Genomic DNA, 19,552 nt, shown 5'->3' on the forward strand with positions numbered 1-19,552 from the left:
AATCGTGGCGGCTCGATTTTTAATCAGACTGCTCCGCGCGTCTCGACATAGAGCGCATAGACCGAATGGCTGGACGCCATATAGAGGCGGTTCTTCTTCGGCCCGCCGAAGACGAGGTTGGGGCAGCGTTCCGGCAGCTTGATGAAGCCGATCGCCTTACCGTCCTTGTTGAAGATCTTCACTCCGTTGAGGTCTTCCGGCTTTGCGCCGGCAGCACCCGAAGAGCCCCATCCGCACCACAGATTGCCGTCGACATCGACGCGGAAGCCGTCGAGGCCGCCATTGTCGTCGGCGGTGATCAACGCCTTCTTGTCGAACAGCGAGAAACCGTCCTTGCCGACATCGTAGGACCAGATGATCCGATAGGGCTGCGCGCGGCCTTCGACTATATAAAGCTTCTTCTCGTCTTCAGAGAAGGCAAGGCCGTTCGGACCCTTCAGCTCGTCGGTGACGAGGTTCAGCCTTCCATCCCGCGAGATGCGATAGACCGAATGCGGCAGCTCCGGTTCGGCCTTGTCGCCTTCCCATTCGCCGGCAATGCCGAACGTCGGGTCGGTGAACCAGATCGAACCGTCCGACTTGCAGACGATGTCGTTCGGCGAGTTGAGTTTCTTGCCCTTGTAGTTGTCAGCCAGAACCGTGATCGAGCCGTCATACTCGGTGCGGGTGACGCGGCGGGTCAGGTGCTCGCACGACAAAAGCCGGCCCTGCATGTCGCGGGCATGGCCGTTCGAATAGTTCGAATTCGGGTTGAAGACACTCCAGGTCTCGTTTGTCTCGTCATATTTCATAACCCGGTTGTTCGGCACGTCGCTGACGAGAAGATAGCGACCATCGCCGAACCAGACCGGGCCTTCCAGCCAGCGGGCGCCGGTGGCGACCTGTTCCAAGGAGGAACTCGCGACGCGATACTTGGCAAAGCTTGGGTCGAGAATCTGGATAGCCGGATCCGGATAGATCGGTGACGGGGTGAAGCCGATCGACTGTGCGGCTGCGACCTTCGGCAGAACGGCACCCGCCAGTGCGGCTCCAGACATGGCAATGACATTACAGCGTGTGTAAACCACTAGGCATCCTCAATATGATTTGTCTCAAATGGGCCCCACGAGATCGCGGGTTACGATCAAAACAGCGACCGCCGGCCCATGGAGATCGACCTATCCGTGTGCCGCAATGATACTCTTGGATCGTTTTCCCAACTGGTTAACCAGCCATGACCACATCAGCGTGATCTTCTTAAACGCCGCCAAGAAGAACATCGAAAAAAATTAGCCAACATAAATATGAGCTTATTCGTTCGTCTCGACATGCTTTGATCAAAAGCAACTCTACTGCCGATTCCCTTCGCTTGGCTTGTCGAGGTCAGGTTTCTTTAAGGATAAGCGCCTAGGTTGAAGCCACGATATCGGGATCCCCCCGGTGTTTTGCGCATGATGCGTTGTCCAATACCTTCCAATGTCACTTTTCCTTGCGATCAAGTTGCGCTCCTCCGCAGGCGGCTTGACGCCATTCCACCACGATTTCCAAGGTGCCTCATGTTGAAAAACCTGAAGATAAAAACCAAATTCCTTATTGCTATCGCCATGCTGGGCCTCGTTTCCATGGCGGGCCTGCTTTACCTCACCGACACATTTAGCGCAGCCAACCAGCAGTACACCGGCTTCCTCCAGAACGAGAGCCAGGCAGCGACCTTCAGCGCGCGCGCGGCAGCTGGCATCTGGACGTCCACGACATGGCTCAGCCGTGCCGTCGCGCAGGAGCCCGGTACCCCTGCCTTCAACGATATCTCCAAGCGTTTCGCCACCGAGTTCGATGGCGCGCGCAAGCGACTGTCGCAAGTCTCGGAATTGGTGCCGAGCCGCAAGGGGGCAATCGACGAATTGCTTGCCGGAGCCGACGGATTGAAATCTCTGGGCGACCAGCTCCTTGCGGCGCATGGCACCGGAAACGCCGAGCAGACCCAACAGCTTTCTGCAAAGCTTGATAACATGATTGTCGGTCTTTCGCCCCAGTTCGGCGCCAACAACAAGGCAATGGCAGACCTTCTGGAACAGGGCGGCAGCCGGCTGTCTGCCTCCGTTTCGTCCACCATCTTCTATACCCTTGTCGGCCTTACCCTTGGCGTCATCGCGGCAATCGCCGTTGCCATGGTCATCGCCCAGAAGGGTGTGACGACGCCGATGGCCAAGCTACGCGAACGTATGGAAACACTTGCTTCCGGCAACACCGGCGAAGAGGTTCATGGCCTCGACCGCCGTGACGAGATCGGCCAGATGGCTGCAGCTGTTGCGGTCTTCCGGACCAATGCGATCGACCGCATGCGCATCGAGCAGCAGGCCGAAGCAACCCGCTCGATGAGCGAGAGCGAGCGCCTTGAGCGCGAGGCAGAGAAGGCCAACGAAGCCGCAAATCTGCATCGCGCGGTCAAGGCTCTTGGCGGCGCCCTCGGAAATCTTGCCGATGGCGATCTGAACTGCCAGATCGACACGCCGTTTACCGGTGACCTCGACACGCTTCGCCAGGATTTCAACGCCGCGGTCTCCAAGCTGCACAACGCGCTGCAGGCTGTTGGCGCCAATGCGAGCGCCATCAGCGCAGGCTCAAGCCAGATCCGCGCTTCCGCCGACGACCTTTCCAAGCGCACCGAACAACAGGCCGCTTCCGTTGAAGAAACGGCCGCCGCGCTGGAAGAGATCACGACGACAGTCAAGGATGCTGCCAGCCGCGCAAGCGACGCCAGCCAGCTGGTCGCCAAGACGCGCGAAGCCGCCGAACACTCCGGCGAGGTCGTCCGTAACGCGGTCACCGCGATGCACCTGATCGAGCAGTCCTCGAACGAGATCAGCAACATCATCGGCGTGATCGACGACATCGCGTTCCAGACCAACCTTCTCGCTCTCAACGCCGGCGTCGAAGCAGCCCGGGCGGGTGATGCCGGCAAGGGCTTTGCCGTCGTTGCCCAGGAAGTGCGCGAACTGGCACAGCGCTCGGCGCGCGCGGCCAAGGAGATCAAGGCGCTGATCACCGCCTCGGGTTCGCAGGTCGAGTCCGGCGTGGAACTGGTCGGTGAAGCCGGCAAGGCGCTGGATGCGATCGTCGCCGAAGTTCAAGAGATCAATCGCCATGTTCACGCGATCGCTGAAGCCTCGCGCGAGCAGTCGCTTGGCCTGCAGGAGATTAACACGGCCGTGAACACCATGGACGAAGGCACGCAGAAGAATGCCGCAATGGTCGAGGAAACGACCGCGGCCAGCCACAGCCTCGCGCATGAAGCCATGGCGCTGGCGCAGCTGATGTCCCAGTTCAAGCTGGACGGCGCCGTTGCCAACCAGGGGCGGCCGAGCTTCGCCAAGCCTGCGGCGACGACCGCCAGCCACGGCCCCGTCGCCTCGCCAGCACGGCAACTGGGCCAGAAGTTGACCAATGCGTTTCGCGGAAACGCCGCGCTCAAGCAAGAGCCGGAATGGTCGGAATTCTGAGCCATATTGCTTAGGAAACGGAGCCTAAGAGGCTCCGTCTTTTTATGACTGCGCAGCGTACAGCGTTGCTCGCCACAAACAAAAAAAGCCGCCGCCAATGTGGCGACGGCTTTCGGGGGGCAGGGAAGCCCAAGGCGTTAGCAATAGTTGCAGACTGCAGCCGGATTGCTCTTGATCACGTCGATGAATTTCTTGACCGGATTGGCGCGCTGTTCGCGCTTCACCGCCGCAGTCTCCAGGAGCCGCTTGAAATCTTCAAGCTTCACGCCGTCGGCGCGCATCACCATGGCGATCAGGGGGTCGCGAAGGGCTTCGGATATCGTCAGGTCGTCTCTGGTCTTTCTCATGGCTCAGTCCTCCTTTCGTGGGCGGTCGCCCGTGTTCCACTTCGGCCGCGCTGCCCTCTCGGCATTTGACTTCCGCGAAAAGTGGTGTTACCGGTAAGTAACAATGCATTTGTTACCGATCGGTCACATGGATGTCAAGGACATTGTCCGCAGAAAAATCAAAAACTTCGACAGCTATTCTGCCTGCAGGCACTGATGAAAAGATCCCTCCTAGGGAACGTATCGTCTCGACCGCGGCGGAGCTGTTTCGTGAGCACGGGATCCGTGGCATCGGCGTTGATGCCATCGCCGAAGGCGCTCTCACCAACAAGATGACGCTCTATCGGCACTTCGGCTCGAAGGACGAGCTGGTGTGCGAAACGCTGCGCCGCGCCTCCGATAAGGCCGAGGCGATCTGGCGCGAGCTGGAAGCCACGCATCCCGATGATGCGCGCGCCCAGCTGCTTGCCTGGATCGAACTCAGGACCCAGAGCCTTTGCGGCGATCAGGTCGGCTGCGATCTGGCGAACGCCGCGATCGAACTCAAGGGTGAAGGCCACCCGGCCTATAGCGTCATCGAACGCCATAAGGCGGAGCAGCGCGACAGGCTTGAGGCGCTCTGTCTCGCCGCCGGCGCGCGCGAACCGCAGCTGCTGGCAGACACACTGACCCTGCTTCTGGAAGGCGCCCGCGTCACCCGTCAATCGATGGGCAAGGACAACTGTTGCGGCCACTTCTCCAAGGCGTGCAACGCCGCTATCGCGGCGTTTGCCTGAGCGCCGGTTTCTGCGCTTGGAACTTTCGTGGGGGAAACTCGTTTTCAACCAGATGTGGAAACACGGTTGAGCGGGAAGATGAACTACATTTATCTCCATCGCCTGTATGCCAAACGGGCGGAGCTTGAAGCCAAGCTTGAACTCTATGATGCGCGCGATTGCTTCGGTGACGAGGATGTCAACGACGGCACTGATCGTGAATTGCGTTCTCGCATCGAGGAAATCTCGGCGGAAATCGATACGCTCGAACATTCTCGCGTTGGCTAGTGCCGTGAGTTATCGGCCTGCATCGAGCAGTTCGATCGTGTGATGGTCGAACGCTCCAGCGTAGAAATGATCTATCACTTGATGGAAAGGTGATCCGTGATCGCTGACCGCCGCGAACAGCGTCATCGACGATCGGAGCTTATGATCATCGGGAGAGCCAAACACCTCATGCGCGGATTTTGCATTGATCGACAATACTGCGTCGACGCAGCGCACAAGGCGGGCGCCGAGGATAGGATCTGCCAGATAGGCCGAGGCTTCGCCGGCCGAGCGGATGGCATATTTCTCGGCCATTGACGACGTGCCGAGACCTGCCATCTGCGGAAAGATGAACCACATCCAGTGCGAGCGCTTGCGGCCATTCCTGAGCTCCGCAAGCGCGCGGTCATAGACACCATTTTGAGCGTCGATGAAGCGATCGAGATCGTAGTCGATATCAGCGGACATGATGCCCTCCCCGACTATAACTATGTCACGGTCGCCGTTTCTCCAGTTTAAGCCGACAAGTCCTCAGCAGGACTTGTCCGGATAGGGGCTATGCTCCCGGCAATAATCCAGCGACGGGCCGGAATCCGAGATCGCTCCGACAGGGGCGAGATCGACAGCCGATGCCGTCGAGGTGTTCATATGCGCGACATATCCCGCCGCGCCAAGAACCAGCAGGGCTCCAACGATCAGAAACCGTTCCGATACCGATGGTCGGCTGGTTGCCTTGATGTGTTCCACGTATTCGCGCTCGCCCATACCGTCCAACTCTTCGTCCGTTGCATGATGATGGACCGTGTCGCCGCGAGGGGCGCTCCAGCTGTCTACATCTCTCATTGTCTTGCTCCTGAAATCCGCGCGAGGTGCCTACAACATCCCTCGACCCGTGGCGTCTTTCGCGCATTCCCGATATGTGGTGGCAACCGCCACGGTTGAAGGCCGGATACGCAAACTCAGTGTTCATAAAATCGAACCAATCGGTTTGATCTGGCTTCAAGGGCTTGGCACTTCGAGGAAACTCGGCTTAGGTCGGGTATTCATCCAGACCACGGACACTGACATGACGAAATCATTTGGTGCGATGTCGATCGCACAACTTTCCGTTCTCATCCAGAACGGCGCCGCCGACCCGGTGGAGGTCACCGAGACCGTGCTTGAGGACATCAAGGTGCACCCCGATCAGTCGATCTTCACCGAATTGCTGGCCGACCGCGCGCTTGAAGAGGCCAAGGCGTCCTCGGCGCGGCTGAAGGCCGGCCGGTCGCGCGGCTTGCTTGAGGGCATTCCCGTTGCCTGGAAAGACCTGTTCGATATCAAGGGGCGCGCGACGACGGCCGGCTCCAAGGTCCTGCGGGACGCCCCCGTGGCAGAAGACGATGCAGCGGTCGTAAGCGCGCTTGCGCAGGCCGGCATGGTCGCCGTCGGCTGCACCAACATGAGCGAATTCGCTTTTTCCGGCCTCGGCATAAACCCGCATTACGGCACACCGCACAATCCGCGCGGCAAGGATGAGCCACGTATTCCCGGCGGCTCCTCCTCGGGCGCCGGTGCCGTGGTGGCCGCAGGTCTCGTCCCCGTGGCGATCGGCACCGACACGGGCGGATCGGTCCGCATCCCCGCCGCCTTCAATGGCGTCGTCGGCTACAAGGCAACACGCGGGCGCTACCCCATGGGCGGGGTCTTTCCGCTGGCGCGAAGCCTGGATTCGCTCGGCCCCCTTTGCCGCACCGTTCAGGACGCAATCTGGGTCGACGCGGCCATGCGCGGCCTGACCGCCGCGCCCGCCATCACCCCGAGCTCGCTCCGCGCGCTGGATGTGGTCATTCCTGATAATGTCGTGTTCGATGGCGCCGAGGCCGGCGTCGTCGCAGCCTTCGAGCAAAGCGTGGAGTGGCTGATCGCGGAAGGTGCTTCGGTCACCCGCGTCACCATCCCGGCCTTCGACGAAATCCTCGCCCTCATGGGCAAATACGGCAGCCTGGTGACTGCGGAAGCCTTCGCGCTTCATCGCGAGCGCCTTGCCGGGCAGGAGGCCGATCAGATGGACCACCGCGTCGTGCAACGCACCCGACTTGGCCAGACGATCACGATGCCTGACTACATCGCCATTCTCGAAGCGCGCGAGCGACTGATAGCGGAGGTCGACCGCATGGTCGGCGATAGCATTATCGCCTACCCGTCAGTCGCCCATGTCGCGCCACCGATCGCCGCCCTGGAAGCAAACGACGATCTTTTCTTCGCGACCAACGGCAAGACCTTGCGCAACACCATGCTCGGCAATTTCCTCGACTGGTGCGGCGTGTCGATCCCCTGCGGGACCGGCGACGCGGATATGCCGGTCGGTCTGCTGCTTTCGGCAACCGCCGGCCGCGACGAGGCGCTGCTTGCCGCCAGCCTTTCGGCGGAAGCTGTGATCACCGGAGATTCCGTTTGAAATTCCAAGGCGTTGTTGCCTAGATAGGGTGGGAACGAGGAGGAATGCAATGATCGAGGATATCGAGAACGGACGGTTCGCCGTCTCCACATGGTCGCTGCACCGGGCGCTAGGCGCGGTCCATCCCTATAGCCCCGATCCGGCCAAGAGCGGGGCACCGCAGGAGCCTTACGGCCCCGGCAGCGTCGAACTGATCGACGTTCCGCGCCAGCTTGCCGATCGCGGCATCCACAGGCTGGAGATCTGCTCCTTCCATCTGCCGAGCCTCGACGCGGACTATCTACGGCGGCTGCGCGCAGCCCTCGATCAGTCCGGCGTCCTGCTTCAGACCTTGCTGGTCGAGGACGGCGACCCGAGCAATCCCGCAACGGCCGAGCGCGATATCCGCTGGATCGCCGGCTGGATCGAGATCGCAACCGCGCTTGGCGCGAGAAACATGCGAGTCATCGCGGGAAAACAGCAGCCGAGCGACGAGAACCTCGCTCGCTCGTCGGGACATCTCTCGTGGCTGGCGGAGCAGGCCGAGGAGAGCGGCATCCGCGTCGTCACCGAGAACTGGTTCGACCTCCTGCCGTCGCCGCGAGAAATGAACTGGCTGCTTGACGATCTCGGCGGCAAGGTCGGCCTCAACGGCGATCTCGGCAACTGGTCGGCGCCGGACAAATATGCCGGCCTTTCGGACATCATGCGCCGCGCCGAGATTTGCCACGCCAAGGCCAATTATACCGCATCAGGCATGGATGCCGAGGACTACGGCAAGTGCCTGGAGGCATGCCGACAGGCCGGATATGCCGGTCCCTATACGCTTATCTACGATTCGCCGTTCTTCCCCGACGAATGGGACGGCATCCTTCTTCAGAAGGCCTTTATCGAACAATTCCATCGAGATGAGCAGCGCGCCACGGGCTGAGCTGCGGAAGGAGACTAGTATGCCTGGTTCAACTGCAATCAACGACTTTTCAAAACGCCTCAGGTCGGGCGAAAGCGGCGGTCTGATTTCGGCGTGGATCGGCATACCCGATCCGCTCTTCGTCAATCATCTCGCACAGGAAGCCTTCGATGCCGTCGTGCTCGATATGCAGCACGGCGTCTGGGACATGGTGTCGGCCGCCAATGGCATCGGGCAGGGTCGATTGGCCGGCAAGCCTGTGATGGCGCGTATTCCCGTCGGCGATTTCTCGACGGCCTCGCGGCTGCTCGATGCCGGCGCGTCTGGAATTATCGCGCCGATGATCAATTCGATCGCGGATGCGCATGCTTTGGTCAAGGCGACCAAGTACCCGCCGCTCGGCGAGCGCAGCTGGGGACCGACGCTGGCGATGAACCACACCGGCCTCGCCGCCACGAACTATTTGGCGACGGCGAATATGGAGACTGTCGCGATCGCCATGATCGAGACCCGGGCAGCGCTCGATGCCGCCGATGACATTCTCGGCGTTGACGGCATCGACGGCGTCTTTATCGGCCCATCGGACCTTTCCATCGCACTATCGAACGGTGCGCATCTAGCGCCCGACGCGGCTGAAATGGATGTTGTGCTGAAGCAGCTGCTCGCCCGTTGCCGCGCGTATGGCAAGTTCGCATGCATCTTCGGCAGCAACGGCGAGCGCGCCGGGCAGCTGCTGAAGATGGGCTTTGATCTCGTCATTGCCGGCGCGGACACGCAGCAGCTTCGCGCCGGCGCCGCGAACGCCATCGCCACGGCTCGCAACGGACAGACCGGCTAGGCTATTTCTTCTGTGCCAGCCAGATGACGTGGCGCGCGCCGCCACGTTTTCCGTTAGCGCGCGAATTGACGGCCTCGACCGCAAAACCACTGTCGCGCACCCGGCGCGTGAAGCTGGCGTCGGGGCCGGATGACCAGACGGCCAGCACGCCACCGAGACGCAGGGCCTCGCGTGCGGCCTTCAGCCCGGCGAAGTCGTAGAGCCCATCGTTCGATTGACGGGTCAGTCCATCCGGCCCGTTATCGACATCAAGCAGGATGGCGTCGAATTTTGCCCGGCTCGAACGGATGAGTTCGGACACATCCCCCTGATAAATGCCAACGCGGGGATCATCAAGGCATCCCTTGAAGACTTCCGCCATCGGCCCCCGCGCCCAGCTGACGACGGCGGGTACCAGTTCGGCGACGACAACGGTCGCATCGTTGGGCACGACGGCCAGCGCCGCGCGAAGCGTGAAGCCCATGCCGAGACCGCCGATCAGGATGCTCGGGCGCGGCCGGCCCTTGAGCTTGTCATAGGAGAGCGTCGCGAGTGCTTCCTCGGAGCCGGAGAGGCGGCTGTTCATCAGCTCGTTCGATCCAAGCATGATCGAGAATTCGCTGCCGCGCTGCTTCAGGCGCAGTTCGCCAGCCTCGCCGGGAATTTGAGCGGAATCGAGCTGAATCCAGGGCAGCATGTCTTAGGCCTCGCGTTGAGACGCCCCACTAGCACAAAAGATCGCGCCAACGAAACGCAAACACGAGGCTGCACAGCAACGCTCCGTCAGGTCATTGTCCGTCGATGCACGCCGGATTGGTCGACTTGCGATTGGCAGCATTGCGTTGGTGCGGCGGGCAGCGCGTCCACTGGACCGGGGCACTGCCTGCGGTGCTTCCCGTCTCAAGTGAATCGAGCGGAATGGAAAGGCCGCTAGACTGTTCGTCCTGCGGGCCGGTTCCGAGTGGAGGCGAGCCATCAAACCGACCGCTGCTGTCCGTGCCCATGTTCATCTGCGCGAATGCACTGCCGGCAAAGCCCATGATGACGATTGAGGTGACTGCGAGAAGCTTGCGCATGCTGGAAACTCCTTCACGTTGAATACCATGAAGAAATAGCGCGCGGCCGGTAATGTTCCAACCGCGTGCTAATACCTATTTTGCGCGAGCTCAGCGCGCGGCCCAGTTGGCGCCCCGGCGGAAAATAGTGCGCATTTCCGGCACGGAAAACTCCTTGGCCTGATGGCCGAGCGAGGAATAAAAGACGCGTCCCTTTCCGTATTTCCGCTTCCAGGCGACCGGCATCACCACGCCATCGATCCAATAGGCGTGATCGCCGGTAAAGGTCGTCGTCGCCAGCACCTCGTTGGAGGGGTCGACATGCATGTAGTACTGCTCCGACGTGTAGTCGAAATCGGCAATGCCTTCCATGACAGGGTCATCGGGGCGGGTAATGTTGACCCGGTAGTCGATGATGTTGCCGGGATGCGCGACCCACTGACCGCCAACGATGAACTGGTATTCCACGCATTCGCGGAAACTGTCGCCGGCTCCGCCATGATAGCCGGCCAGACCGACACCGCCTTCGATCGCGGCCGCAAGGTTCTTGATTTCTTCCTTCTCGATCTTCGACATGGTCACGATCGGCACGACGAGCGAAAGGTCGTGAACGGAAGGGTCGGCGAAAGCCTCGGTGGTATGCTCGACATAGACCTTGAAGCCGTCTTCCTCGAGTATGTCCTTGACGATGGCGGCGCATTCCTGCGGCTCGTGGCCGCTCCATCCGCCCCAAACGATCAGTGCTTCACGCATTAAACTTCCTCCTCAATAATTACTTGCCCAGACGTCCGTCGACGAGGGATTCCGACATCGGCGCCGGTCTTTCCGTCTGCGTGGTGATCGCCACGGTGCGGCCGGTGTCCGATGCGGTCTGGAACGCTTCCATGACCTCCAGCACGTGCAGCGCCAGGCTGCCGTTCGCGCGATGCGGCCGGCTCTGACGGATCGCATAGGCGAGATCGGCGACACCGATCGATCGGTAGTTTCCGTCGGCATAGGGCGCGGTCAGCGGCTGGCTTTCGAACGAGCCGCCCTTGCGTAGGAGCTCGACTTCACCGCCGAAGTGATTGGGATCGGGCACGATCAGCGTTCCCTCGGTTCCGTAGACCTCGAGCGGTACGTGCTTGTGACCGGCGACATCGAAGCTCATGCCGATCTGCACGACGGCGCCGTTGGCAAAGGCCATCAGGCCGGACACATGGGTCGGCACATGCACGGGGATATGCTCGCCGTTTCGCGGCTCGCTGGTGATGACGCGCTCCTTGCGCGGCGTCACCGCGAAGCCCGCCACCTGCGCCACGGGCCCGAAGAGATTGACGAGATCGGTGATGTAATACGGCCCCATATCCAGCATCGGCCCGCCGCCGACTTCATAGTAGAAGGCGGGATTGGGGTGCCAGCGCTCGTGGCCGGGGCACATGAAGGTGGCCGTACCGCCCACCGGCTGGCCGATCACGCCCTGATCGATCAGCGCGCGGGCCGTCTGGTGGCCGCCGCCGAGGAAAGTATCGGGTGCCGCACCAATGCGGAGGCCCTTCGCCTTGGCCGCTTCGGCGAGCTGCTTGCCTTCAGCGAAGTTGATCCCGAGCGGCTTTTCCGAATAGGTGTGCTTGCCGGCGGCAAGCGCCTGCAGGCCGACAGCGACGTGCGCCTTCGGAATGGTCAGATTGACGATGATCTCGATCGAGGGATCGGCGAAGAGTTCGTCGACGCTTCTGGCCGGCACGTTGAACTCAGCCGCCTTTGCCTGCGCGAGCTCGCTGTTCAGATCCGCCAAACCCCTGATGTCGAGAATGGGGAAAGACGCCATGGCCTTCAGGTACGCGCCCGATATGTTGCCGCATCCGATGATGCCTATGCCGACTTTATCCATGATTTCCTCCCATAGATTTTGGTTCTGAAAGCGTCAGAGCGCCGGGCCCGTGGTGTTCCACGGCGACTCGTAGAGTTCGTAAAGGGCGACGGCCGCAGCCCCCTGTGCCCAGAAGTCGTCGCTGGAATCGTCGAAGACGAGTTCCGCGACGCCCCTGAGCGATGGTGGGATGGCCAGCGCGTAGGCATTTCGAAGGCTCTCCAGGAAAGGCTCTCCAAGCGCCAGGCTGGAGCCCACCAGGATGACGCGCGGCGGCGCGAAGATGGTCACGATATTGGCAACCGCGACGCCGACGGCCTCCCCCGCCCGGATCGCCGCGCTGATCAGCGCGTTGTCTTCTGCCTTGATCAAGGCCTGCGCATGCGCCATGCCGCGCCCGAGCCGGATCGCCTCGGCAAATCGCCCACCCGCCGGCTGCTCGCCCAGAATTTCGCTTTCGCCCGCCTGGCTCGACAGCCGCACGATGCCGCGCGGTCCCATGCCAAGCACTAGATCGCCGAGATTGTGGCTGAGGCCGCCGGCGCCGCGAAACAGCTGGTTGCCATGGAGCACGCCGAGCCCCAGCGTCTGTTCCAGCGAGATCAGGACCATGTCTTCCAAATCGCGCGCCTTGCCGAACCAGTGATGCGCCAGCGTGATGGCATGCGCGTCGCTTTCGACAATGGTCGAGGTGTTCAGCCGCGTCGTCATCTCAGCGGCGAAATCGACATTGACGTCCCGAAAGATGGGGCTGCTGCGGATATGCCCTGTTCGATGCTCGATGACACCCGGCAGGCTAAGGCAGACGGTATCGACATCCTCCAGCGACAGGCCGGCATCGACGACGCAACGCCGCACGCCATCCTCGACGAGATCGGCGATAACCGCGATCGGCTGGCGATCGATCCGGATCGGCAGGGTGAGATTCGAGAGCACGTCGCCGCGAAAATCGGTGACGACGAAGACCATGCGGCTGGCTGCGATCTTGGCACCCACGACACGCGCCGCATCCGGATTGAGCTCCAACATGACACGTGGCCGGCCGCGCGCCGCTTCGTTGCGGATATCGCCTTCGTGGCGCGGCAGGATGAGGCCATCATCCAGCAGCGAGGCGGTGATGGCCGACACCGTGGTGGTCGACAGCTGCGTGCGCTCGCTGATCTCGACGCGCGCGATCGGCCCATGTCGGCGCACCGTGTCGAGCACGTTCAGGCGATTGATCGCGCGCATCAATTCCGGGTCTGCGGTCTTCATCTATTCGTGCACGGCTCTTGTGGCGACCGCCGAAGCAGGTCGGTATTTTTGTCGGAATGCGAATTAAATAGCGTGGAGATTCAGCCCTCTGTCAAGGCTAATCTGCCAAATGCAGCCAAGGGAGTTGACATTCTGGCAAAGCTGCCGATCATTTAATCCGCATAAGGGACAAAATTGTAGAGGACGATTTTCCCTTGAGGAGGAGACCTTATGTTCAATCATCAAAGGGCGAAAGCCCTGTTCAATAGTCGCGCCTTTACCCGCTCGACCGCGACTGCGCTCGCGCTTCTGATTGCCGCCGGCACTGCCGCTGCCGACACGACAATCAAGTGGATGCATCTCGAAATCGACCCGACCTATCTCGGCGTCTGGCAGCAAATCGTCAAGAATTACGAGGCCGAGCATCCGGGCACGAAGGTGGAGATGCAGTTCCTCGAAAACGAGGCCTTCAAGGCGAAGCTGCCGACGCTTCTGCAGTCCAGCGATGCGCCTGATCTCTTCTACAGCTGGGGCGGCGGCGTCCTGAAACAGCAGCTCGCGACTGGCGCCCTGCTCGATCTCAGCGAAGCGATGAACGCCAAGGATGGCGCGTGGGTGAAAACCTACAACCCGGCCTCCGTCAAGGGCCTGAGCTATGACGGCAAGATCGGCGCGGTCCCTTATGCGGTCGGCACCGTATCCTTCTTCTACAACAAGGAATTGTTCGCGAAGGCCGGCGTCGATGCCACCACGATCAAGACCTGGGACGACTATCTGGCCGCAGTGAAGAAGATCAAGGACGCCGGCATCGTGCCGATCGCAGGCGGTGGCGGCGAGAAGTGGCCGATCCACTTCTACTGGAGCTATCTGGTGATGCGCAACGGCGGCCAGCAGGTCTTCGATGCCGCCAAGAATGGCCAGGGTGAAGGCTTCAACGATCCGGCGATGATCAAGGCCGGCGAGCAGCTCGCCGAACTCGGCAAGCTCGAGCCATTCCAGCCCGGCTACCTCGGGGCCACGTGGCCGCAGACGCTCGGCGTCTTCGGCGACGGCAAGGCGGCGATGATCCTCGGCTTCCAGAACACCGAGGCCAACCAGCGCACCAATGCCGGCGACAAGAAGGGCCTGAACCCCGACAATATCGGCCGCTTCGCCTTCCCCGCCGTTACTGGCGGCGCCGGTGCTGTCACCGACACGCTGGGCGGCCTGAACGGTTGGGCCGTCACCAAGAAGGCGCCGCCGGAAACGCTCGACTTCCTCGCCTACCTCACCAATGCCGAGAACGAGCGCACCATGGCCAAGGCCGGCATGATCATCCCGGTCGCGGTCGGCGCAGAGGATGGCGTGACCAACCCGCTGCTGCACGAATCGGCCGAACAGCTGGCACATTCCACATGGCACCAGAACTTCTTCGACCAGGATCTCGGCCCCTCGGTCGGTCGCGTCGTCAACGACGTGTCGGTCGCTATCGTCTCCGGACAGATGACGCCTACCGATGGCGCCCAGCAGATCCAGGATGCCTTCGAGCAGGATCAGTTCTGATCAAGACCATCGCGGCGCGAGGCACGCTCTCGCGCCGCAATTTGATGTCTGGAATGTGAGGTCCCCATGGCCAATGTCAGCGCCGCCACCGCAATCAGACCCGCGCGCATACCGGCCACCCAGTCCGCCCGGCGCAAACATCCGGCCGTTGCAGGCCGCCTGCCCGTGCTGCTGCTCTTCCTGCCGCCGGCGCTTCTGTTGTTCTCGATCTTCGTGATCCTGCCGATGGGCGAGGCCGCCTGGTACAGTCTTTACAAATGGGACGGCTATGGCTTGCCGACGCAATATGTCGGCATGCGCAACTTCGAACTCCTGTTCAAGAACGGCGCCTTCCTCACCGCGCTGAAGAACAACGCGATGATCATGGTGATCTCGATCGCGATCCAGATTCCGCTCGCAATCTGGCTGGCGATGATGCTGGCGCACCGCATTGCCGGTGTCGTTGTGTTCCGGCTGATCTTTTTCCTGCCCTACGTGCTCGCTGATGTCGCGGCCGGCCTGATCTGGCGCTTCGTCTACGACGGCGACTATGGGCTCTTCGCCTCGATCGCTCATCTGCTCGGCGTCGAGACACCCTATGTGCTGGCCGACAAGGATCTGGCGATGTACGCGGTACTCGGCGTGATCGTCTGGAAATACTTCGGCTTCCACATGATGCTGTTCATCGCCGGACTGCAATCGCTCGACAAGAGCGTGCTGGAGGCCGCCGAAATCGATGGTGCCAGCGGCTGGCAGCGGTTCCGCTATATCACCCTGCCGCTGCTTGGATCGACGGTGCGCCTCTCGGTCTTCTTCGCCGTCGTCGGCTCGCTGCAGCTGTTCGACCTCATCATGCCTCTGACGGGCGGCGGTCCGTTCAATGCCACGCAGACGATGGTGACCTTCCTCTTCAACTTCGGCGTGGCCCGCATGCAGGTCGGGCTCGGAAGCGCCGTCGGCGTCGTGCTTTTCCTGATCTGCGTAACGCTCGCCTTCAGCTACAAACGGATATTCATGCGCCATGACTGACGTCGTTTCATCCGACCGGCTCAATGCCGGCACCAAAGCCTATCTCTACACGTCGCTGGTCATCATATCGGCCATCGTCCTGATCCCGCTGGTCACCACAGCGCTTGGCGGCTTCAAGGATCTGGGCGACCTGCGCACCAATCCGTTCGGCCTGCCGGTGGAGTGGCATGTCGAAAATTACACCGACATCCTGTTCGGCGATCGCTATTGGCGACAGATGGTCAACTCGCTGCTCATCGCGGCGCTGACCGTTTTCCTTACCGTATCGGTATCGGCGATGGCGGCCTTCACCTTCGCGCATGTCCGCTTCTTCGGCGCAGACTTCCTGCTGAATTACTTCCTGATCGGGCTGATGTTTCCGGCCGCGACCGCCATTCTGCCGCTCTTCATCCGCATCCGCGATCTCGGGCTGCTCAACACCTACTGGGGCGTGGTGCTGCCGCAGGTGGCCTTCGGGCTCGGCATGAGCATACTCCTGTTCCGGAACTATTTTCGCAACCTTCCGGAGGAATTGTTCCAGGCGGCCGTCGTCGATGGCTGCGGCTACATGCGCTTCTTCTGGCATATCTGCCTTCCGCTTTCTCGACCGATCATTGCGACGGTCAGCATCATCTCCTTCGTCGGCAGCTGGAACAGCTACATCCTGCCGCTGATCATGCTGAACTCGGAGAAGATGTACCCCTGGCCGCTCGGCATCATGGTCTATCGCGGCGAATTCGGCACCGCATGGCAACTGGTGCTCGCTTTCATCACGCTGACAATCATGCCGACCGTCATCGTCTTCTTCCTGGCGCAGAAGCACATCATCGCCGGCTTGACCGCAGGCGCGGTCAAGTCGTGATGTTGAACTAAAAGACGTCAGCCGAACACAAGGCCGCCGTCAACAATCAGGTTCTGGCCGGTAACCGCCCGCGCCCAGGGGCTGGCGAAGAACAGCACGGCGTCGGCGGCTTCCTCCGGCGTCGTCACACGGCGCATCGGCGTGCTGGCGGCGATAAGATCGAACACCGCCTCGGGCGTCCCGGCGCTGGCATCGGTGGTGCGCAGCAGCCCACCTGAGACCATGTTCACGGTGATGCCGTCGGGCCCGAGTTCGGCCGCGGCCGTGCGGGTCAGCGACAACAACGCACCCTTCGCCGCCGTGTAGTCATGATATGGCACGACCGGGTTCTGGAAGAGATTGGTGCCGATCGTGACAACGCGCCCGAAGCCGGCAGCGGCCATGGCCGGGCGGGTTGCCTGCATGAGGTTCAGAGCTCCCTTCACCGCCGTATCAAGCTGCTTGGTTATCTCCTCCCAGCTGAGCTCGCCGAGCTTCGGGCGTGCATCGCCGTTGAAGCTGAAATCGGCGAGCGCATTGTGCACCACAGTCGTCGGTGCCCCCAGCGTGCGCGTGACATCCGCCACCAGTTCGCGCACGGCCGCGCCGTCGCGGATATCGGCCTGAAAAGCATGCGTCCGCTCGCCGAGGCTTTTCGCCAGCACCTCGGCTTGCTCGCAGCTGTTGCGATAGTTGATCGCCACCTTCGCGCCCTCGCGGGCAAAAGCCCTGGCGATCGCCGCGCCGAGCCCGCGCGCTGCACCGGTTACGATCACCGTCTGCTCACTGATCGGCATTGTCATTTCGCGTCTCCTTTCGCTGTCGTCCAAAGTTCGTGAAAGTGCTGGACCGGGCCATGTCCCGAGCCAACGTCAAGTGTGCCGGCCGCAGCCACCGCGCTGGCGAGATAGCTTTTTGCGGAGGCCACCGCATCTGGCAGCGGCGCGCCCTTGGCAAGCTCGGCCGCAAGCGCGCTCGACAGCGTGCAGCCAGTGCCATGGGTGTTTGCTGTCGGGATCCTGGCGGCCTCGAACCAGGCGAGGCCGTCTCCCGTTGCCAGCACGTCGGGGCTCTGGTCGCCCTCGAGATGGCCGCCTTTGACAAGCACGGCAGCGGGTCCCAAAGCGCGCAGCGCTTCGGCCTGCTCGCCCATCTCCCGGCGGCTCTCGGCCACATCGGTGTGGAGCAACGCGGCTGCCTCAGGCAGATTGGGCGTTAGCAGAGTCGCAAGCGGCAGCAGCCGGCGCAGAAGCACATCGACCGCAGCGGGGTCGAGAAGCTTCGCCCCACCCTTGGCCACCATGACGGGATCGAGCACGATCGGGATGCCGGGATGAAGCTTGAGAACGCCGGCGACGGCATCGGCGATTTCAGCATTGGCGATCATGCCGATCTTCACGGCATCGACCCGGACATCGGCAAACACGGCCTTGATCTGATCGGCGACGAAACCTGCTGGCACGAGGTGAACGCCGGATACGCCTTGCGTATTCTGCGCTGTCAACGCGGTGAGCGCCGCCATGCCATAGACGCCGCGCGCGGCAAAGGCCTTGAGGTCCGCCTGGATGCCCGCGCCGCCCGATGGATCGGATCCGGCGATGGAGAGAACGTTGCGGATCATCGTGATCTCCCTTGAATAGCCTCTGAAAGCTCGCGGGCGGCGGCGCGAGGATCTGATGTGCCGCAGATCGCCGAGACGACGGCGATCCCGTCGGCACCGGCAGCAAAAACACCGCCGACATGCGCCAGCTTCAGCCCGCCGATCGCAACGGATGGAACCGGGCAGACAGCGACGAGACGTGCAAGGCCGTCGAAGCCGATCGGCTGTTTGTGATCCGGCTTGGTCGGCGTCGCGAAGACCGGGCCGATGCCGGCATAGTCGACCAATGCCGGATCGACAGCCCTCGCGAGCGCCTCGGTCTCCACCGACAGGCCAAGGATCATGTCGCGTCCGACCCGCTCGCGTGCGGCGCGCACGACCATATCGTCCTGGCCGACATGCAGACCATCCGCGCCGATCGCGACGGCCGCCTCGACATCATCGTTGATGACAAGCAAGGCGTCGGTCCCGGCAAGCACCTCCTTCAGAGCAAGGCCGGTCTCGATCATGCGCGCGGTGGAGGCGTGCTTGTCGCGAAGCTGCACGACCGTCGCGCCACCGGCGACGGCGCGCCTTGCGGTTTCGACCATGCCGATGTCGGCGCAGAGCTCGGGATCGAGGACGAGATAGAGCGAGAGATCGATCCTGCTCATAGCATCCGCACCCGCGCATTGTTGTCGATCGCGGCGCCGTCTATCGCCGCTAGGGCATCGAGGAACCGCCACGAAAATGACCCCGGTCCGTCAGTGACCCGCGCCGCCTCTTCGCCGGCGACGGCGAACATGGCGAGTGCCGATATCGTCGCTTCGAACGGAGCACCGGGCCTTGCGGCGGCGAAGGCACCGACGAGGCATGTCAGCGAACAACCGAGCGCCGTCACCTGCGGCATCAGCGAAGTGCCGCCCTCGATGCGGCAGGCGCGCGCGCCGTCGGTGACGAAATCGACCTCGCCGGTCACCGCCACCACGGCCTGATGCTTGTCTGCGATATGGCTGGCGGCAGCTTCCGCCTGCTCCACGGGGTCGCGGCTATCGACGCCCTGCCCCCGGCTTTCGCCACCGGCGAGCGCGATGATCTCGGACGCGTTGCCGCGAATGATGGTCGGGCGAAGCGCCAGCAGCTCCGCGACGGCCTGTCTGCGAAAGGCAGTCGCATAATGGGCGACAGGGTCGAGGACCCATGGCTTGGCGTTTTCGCCCGCCGATCTGGCAGCGGCACGCATGCCGTTCAACCAACTCGACGAGAGCGTGCCGATGTTAACAGTCAGCGCGCTGGAGATCGCCGCGAACTCGCCGGCCTCTTCCTCTGCATGCACCATGGCAGGCGAACCGCCGGCTGCGAGCAGCACGTTGGCGGCGATGTTCATCGCAACGAAATTGGTGATGCACTGAACGAGCGGCCTTTGCGCGCGCATGGCATCGAGCATCGAACCGGGAGATCTGTCGTCTTTCATCATGCCCCTTTCGGGC

The 19,552-nt window shown here is 62.1% G+C and carries 22 protein-coding genes; 9 read left to right on the forward strand and 13 right to left on the reverse strand.

Annotated elements, in window-relative coordinates; translation table 11 throughout:
* Nucleotides 1–23: 23 nt before the first annotated feature.
* On the reverse strand, nt 24–1,037 hold the full coding sequence (locus tag AC1DOG_RS04020; protein ID WP_477926912.1) for an SMP-30/gluconolactonase/LRE family protein: 1,014 nt from the start codon (nt 1,035–1,037) through the stop codon (nt 24–26).
* A gap of 498 nt (nt 1,038–1,535) precedes the next feature.
* Here AC1DOG_RS04020 and AC1DOG_RS04025 point away from each other — a divergent pair, with 498 nt between their 5' ends.
* The gene (locus AC1DOG_RS04025; protein ID WP_477926913.1) at nt 1,536–3,479 is read left to right on the forward strand and encodes a methyl-accepting chemotaxis protein; all 1,944 of its coding nucleotides are present in this window, start codon (nt 1,536–1,538) and stop codon (nt 3,477–3,479) included.
* A 137-nt stretch (nt 3,480–3,616) separates the two neighbouring features.
* Here AC1DOG_RS04025 and AC1DOG_RS04030 read toward each other — a convergent pair whose 3' ends face one another.
* Nucleotides 3,617–3,826, reverse strand: coding sequence for a hypothetical protein (locus tag AC1DOG_RS04030; protein ID WP_112943534.1), 210 nt, complete (start codon nt 3,824–3,826; stop codon nt 3,617–3,619).
* Between the two features lie 131 nt (nt 3,827–3,957).
* Between AC1DOG_RS04030 and AC1DOG_RS04035 the strand changes: the two genes are divergently transcribed.
* Both AC1DOG_RS04035 and AC1DOG_RS04040 read left to right on the forward strand, forming a co-directional pair.
* A complete protein-coding gene (locus AC1DOG_RS04035) occupies nt 3,958–4,581 on the forward strand; it encodes a TetR/AcrR family transcriptional regulator (protein WP_112973064.1) in 624 nt (207 codons plus the stop codon).
* Nucleotides 4,582–4,659: 78 nt separating this feature from the next.
* Nucleotides 4,660–4,848 (forward strand): hypothetical protein, encoded by a 189-nt coding sequence (locus AC1DOG_RS04040; protein ID WP_047505429.1) that lies wholly within the window; start codon nt 4,660–4,662, stop codon nt 4,846–4,848.
* A gap of 9 nt (nt 4,849–4,857) precedes the next feature.
* On the opposite strand, the gene AC1DOG_RS04045 is transcribed toward AC1DOG_RS04040, so the two are convergent.
* Entirely contained in the window at nt 4,858–5,295 is a 438-nt protein-coding gene (locus AC1DOG_RS04045; RefSeq protein WP_477926914.1) for a DUF1810 domain-containing protein, read from the reverse strand.
* 63 nt (nt 5,296–5,358) lie between these two features.
* Nucleotides 5,359–5,670 (reverse strand): hypothetical protein, encoded by a 312-nt coding sequence (locus tag AC1DOG_RS04050; protein WP_112973062.1) that lies wholly within the window; start codon nt 5,668–5,670, stop codon nt 5,359–5,361.
* Nucleotides 5,671–5,893: 223 nt separating this feature from the next.
* On the opposite strand from AC1DOG_RS04050, the gene AC1DOG_RS04055 reads away from it, so the two are divergent.
* Genes AC1DOG_RS04055 through AC1DOG_RS04065 form a run of 3 tightly spaced genes read left to right on the forward strand, consistent with a single transcriptional unit; the run spans nt 5,894 to nt 8,994 of the window.
* Entirely contained in the window at nt 5,894–7,267 is a 1,374-nt protein-coding gene (locus AC1DOG_RS04055; RefSeq protein ID WP_477926915.1) for an amidase, read from the forward strand.
* A gap of 49 nt (nt 7,268–7,316) precedes the next feature.
* Nucleotides 7,317–8,177 (forward strand): sugar phosphate isomerase/epimerase family protein, encoded by an 861-nt coding sequence (locus AC1DOG_RS04060; protein ID WP_477926916.1) that lies wholly within the window; start codon nt 7,317–7,319, stop codon nt 8,175–8,177.
* 19 nt (nt 8,178–8,196) lie between these two features.
* Complete coding sequence (locus tag AC1DOG_RS04065; protein ID WP_477926917.1) at nt 8,197–8,994, forward strand: HpcH/HpaI aldolase family protein; 798 nt, start codon at nt 8,197–8,199, stop codon at nt 8,992–8,994.
* A gap of 1 nt (nt 8,995) precedes the next feature.
* On the opposite strand, the gene AC1DOG_RS04070 is transcribed toward AC1DOG_RS04065, so the two are convergent.
* The 5 genes from AC1DOG_RS04070 to AC1DOG_RS04090 form a co-directional block, all read right to left on the reverse strand.
* Nucleotides 8,996–9,670, reverse strand: a complete 675-nt coding sequence (locus AC1DOG_RS04070) for a spermidine synthase (RefSeq protein WP_112973059.1) — start codon at nt 9,668–9,670, stop codon at nt 8,996–8,998.
* A 91-nt stretch (nt 9,671–9,761) separates the two neighbouring features.
* Nucleotides 9,762–10,049: a hypothetical protein gene (locus tag AC1DOG_RS04075; RefSeq protein ID WP_113198413.1), complete on the reverse strand. Its 288-nt coding sequence runs from the start codon at nt 10,047–10,049 to the stop codon at nt 9,762–9,764.
* A gap of 90 nt (nt 10,050–10,139) precedes the next feature.
* On the reverse strand, nt 10,140–10,781 hold the full coding sequence (locus AC1DOG_RS04080) for a ThuA domain-containing protein (RefSeq protein WP_112818794.1): 642 nt from the start codon (nt 10,779–10,781) through the stop codon (nt 10,140–10,142).
* A 19-nt stretch (nt 10,782–10,800) separates the two neighbouring features.
* The gene (locus AC1DOG_RS04085) at nt 10,801–11,901 is read right to left on the reverse strand and encodes a Gfo/Idh/MocA family protein (protein ID WP_112943525.1); all 1,101 of its coding nucleotides are present in this window, start codon (nt 11,899–11,901) and stop codon (nt 10,801–10,803) included.
* A gap of 33 nt (nt 11,902–11,934) precedes the next feature.
* Entirely contained in the window at nt 11,935–13,134 is a 1,200-nt protein-coding gene (locus AC1DOG_RS04090; RefSeq protein ID WP_112818796.1) for an ROK family transcriptional regulator, read from the reverse strand.
* A 210-nt stretch (nt 13,135–13,344) separates the two neighbouring features.
* Here AC1DOG_RS04090 and AC1DOG_RS04095 point away from each other — a divergent pair, with 210 nt between their 5' ends.
* The 3 genes from AC1DOG_RS04095 (at nt 13,345) to AC1DOG_RS04105 (ending at nt 16,504) form a co-directional block, all read left to right on the forward strand.
* Nucleotides 13,345–14,655, forward strand: a complete 1,311-nt coding sequence (locus AC1DOG_RS04095; RefSeq protein ID WP_112943524.1) for an extracellular solute-binding protein — start codon at nt 13,345–13,347, stop codon at nt 14,653–14,655.
* Nucleotides 14,656–14,721: 66 nt separating this feature from the next.
* Nucleotides 14,722–15,663 carry a carbohydrate ABC transporter permease gene (locus tag AC1DOG_RS04100; protein WP_112818798.1) on the forward strand — a complete coding sequence of 314 codons (942 nt, stop codon included), beginning with the start codon at nt 14,722–14,724 and terminating at the stop codon, nt 15,661–15,663.
* Nucleotides 15,656–16,504, forward strand: coding sequence for a carbohydrate ABC transporter permease (locus AC1DOG_RS04105; RefSeq protein ID WP_018896552.1), 849 nt, complete (start codon nt 15,656–15,658; stop codon nt 16,502–16,504). The genes AC1DOG_RS04100 and AC1DOG_RS04105 overlap by 8 nt, the downstream gene beginning before the upstream one ends.
* Nucleotides 16,505–16,521: 17 nt before the next feature.
* On the opposite strand, the gene AC1DOG_RS04110 is transcribed toward AC1DOG_RS04105, so the two are convergent.
* Genes AC1DOG_RS04110 through thiM form a run of 4 tightly spaced genes read right to left on the reverse strand, consistent with a single transcriptional unit; the run spans nt 16,522 to nt 19,536 of the window.
* Entirely contained in the window at nt 16,522–17,286 is a 765-nt protein-coding gene (locus AC1DOG_RS04110; protein WP_477926918.1) for a 3-oxoacyl-ACP reductase, read from the reverse strand.
* Nucleotides 17,283–18,104, reverse strand: a complete 822-nt coding sequence (thiD, locus tag AC1DOG_RS04115) for a bifunctional hydroxymethylpyrimidine kinase/phosphomethylpyrimidine kinase (protein ID WP_477926919.1) — start codon at nt 18,102–18,104, stop codon at nt 17,283–17,285. The genes AC1DOG_RS04110 and thiD overlap by 4 nt, the downstream gene beginning before the upstream one ends.
* Complete coding sequence (gene thiE, locus AC1DOG_RS04120) at nt 18,101–18,736, reverse strand: thiamine phosphate synthase (protein ID WP_113008915.1); 636 nt, start codon at nt 18,734–18,736, stop codon at nt 18,101–18,103. Before thiE ends, thiD begins: the two co-directional genes overlap by 4 nt.
* Nucleotides 18,733–19,536, reverse strand: a complete 804-nt coding sequence (gene thiM / locus AC1DOG_RS04125) for a hydroxyethylthiazole kinase (RefSeq protein WP_477926920.1) — start codon at nt 19,534–19,536, stop codon at nt 18,733–18,735. The genes thiE and thiM overlap by 4 nt, the downstream gene beginning before the upstream one ends.
* Nucleotides 19,537–19,552 lie beyond the last annotated feature (16 nt).

This window comes from Rhizobium sp. 01N48 (genome assembly GCF_056399145.1).

What these genes read in the sequence shown, in the direction of transcription:
- AC1DOG_RS04110 (WP_477926918.1), bottom strand. Translation starts at nt 17,286, where the DNA reads ATGACAATGCCGATCAGTGAGCAGACGGTGATCGTAACCGGTGCAGCG.
- AC1DOG_RS04050 (WP_112973062.1), bottom strand. Translation starts at nt 5,670, where the DNA reads ATGAGAGATGTAGACAGCTGGAGCGCCCCTCGCGGCGACACGGTCCAT.
- AC1DOG_RS04045 (WP_477926914.1), bottom strand. Translation starts at nt 5,295, where the DNA reads ATGTCCGCTGATATCGACTACGATCTCGATCGCTTCATCGACGCTCAA.
- AC1DOG_RS04065 (WP_477926917.1), top strand. Translation starts at nt 8,197, where the DNA reads ATGCCTGGTTCAACTGCAATCAACGACTTTTCAAAACGCCTCAGGTCG.
- thiE (WP_113008915.1), bottom strand. Translation starts at nt 18,736, where the DNA reads ATGAGCAGGATCGATCTCTCGCTCTATCTCGTCCTCGATCCCGAGCTC.
- AC1DOG_RS04040 (WP_047505429.1), top strand. Translation starts at nt 4,660, where the DNA reads ATGAACTACATTTATCTCCATCGCCTGTATGCCAAACGGGCGGAGCTT.
- AC1DOG_RS04085 (WP_112943525.1), bottom strand. Translation starts at nt 11,901, where the DNA reads ATGGATAAAGTCGGCATAGGCATCATCGGATGCGGCAACATATCGGGC.
- AC1DOG_RS04025 (WP_477926913.1), top strand. Translation starts at nt 1,536, where the DNA reads ATGTTGAAAAACCTGAAGATAAAAACCAAATTCCTTATTGCTATCGCC.
- thiD (WP_477926919.1), bottom strand. Translation starts at nt 18,104, where the DNA reads ATGATCCGCAACGTTCTCTCCATCGCCGGATCCGATCCATCGGGCGGC.
- AC1DOG_RS04080 (WP_112818794.1), bottom strand. Translation starts at nt 10,781, where the DNA reads ATGCGTGAAGCACTGATCGTTTGGGGCGGATGGAGCGGCCACGAGCCG.
- thiM (WP_477926920.1), bottom strand. Translation starts at nt 19,536, where the DNA reads ATGAAAGACGACAGATCTCCCGGTTCGATGCTCGATGCCATGCGCGCG.
- AC1DOG_RS04055 (WP_477926915.1), top strand. Translation starts at nt 5,894, where the DNA reads ATGACGAAATCATTTGGTGCGATGTCGATCGCACAACTTTCCGTTCTC.
- AC1DOG_RS04100 (WP_112818798.1), top strand. Translation starts at nt 14,722, where the DNA reads ATGGCCAATGTCAGCGCCGCCACCGCAATCAGACCCGCGCGCATACCG.
- AC1DOG_RS04035 (WP_112973064.1), top strand. Translation starts at nt 3,958, where the DNA reads ATGTCAAGGACATTGTCCGCAGAAAAATCAAAAACTTCGACAGCTATT.
- AC1DOG_RS04070 (WP_112973059.1), bottom strand. Translation starts at nt 9,670, where the DNA reads ATGCTGCCCTGGATTCAGCTCGATTCCGCTCAAATTCCCGGCGAGGCT.
- AC1DOG_RS04095 (WP_112943524.1), top strand. Translation starts at nt 13,345, where the DNA reads ATGTTCAATCATCAAAGGGCGAAAGCCCTGTTCAATAGTCGCGCCTTT.
- AC1DOG_RS04030 (WP_112943534.1), bottom strand. Translation starts at nt 3,826, where the DNA reads ATGAGAAAGACCAGAGACGACCTGACGATATCCGAAGCCCTTCGCGAC.
- AC1DOG_RS04020 (WP_477926912.1), bottom strand. Translation starts at nt 1,037, where the DNA reads ATGTCTGGAGCCGCACTGGCGGGTGCCGTTCTGCCGAAGGTCGCAGCC.
- AC1DOG_RS04060 (WP_477926916.1), top strand. Translation starts at nt 7,317, where the DNA reads ATGATCGAGGATATCGAGAACGGACGGTTCGCCGTCTCCACATGGTCG.
- AC1DOG_RS04105 (WP_018896552.1), top strand. Translation starts at nt 15,656, where the DNA reads ATGACTGACGTCGTTTCATCCGACCGGCTCAATGCCGGCACCAAAGCC.
- AC1DOG_RS04075 (WP_113198413.1), bottom strand. Translation starts at nt 10,049, where the DNA reads ATGCGCAAGCTTCTCGCAGTCACCTCAATCGTCATCATGGGCTTTGCC.
- AC1DOG_RS04090 (WP_112818796.1), bottom strand. Translation starts at nt 13,134, where the DNA reads ATGAAGACCGCAGACCCGGAATTGATGCGCGCGATCAATCGCCTGAAC.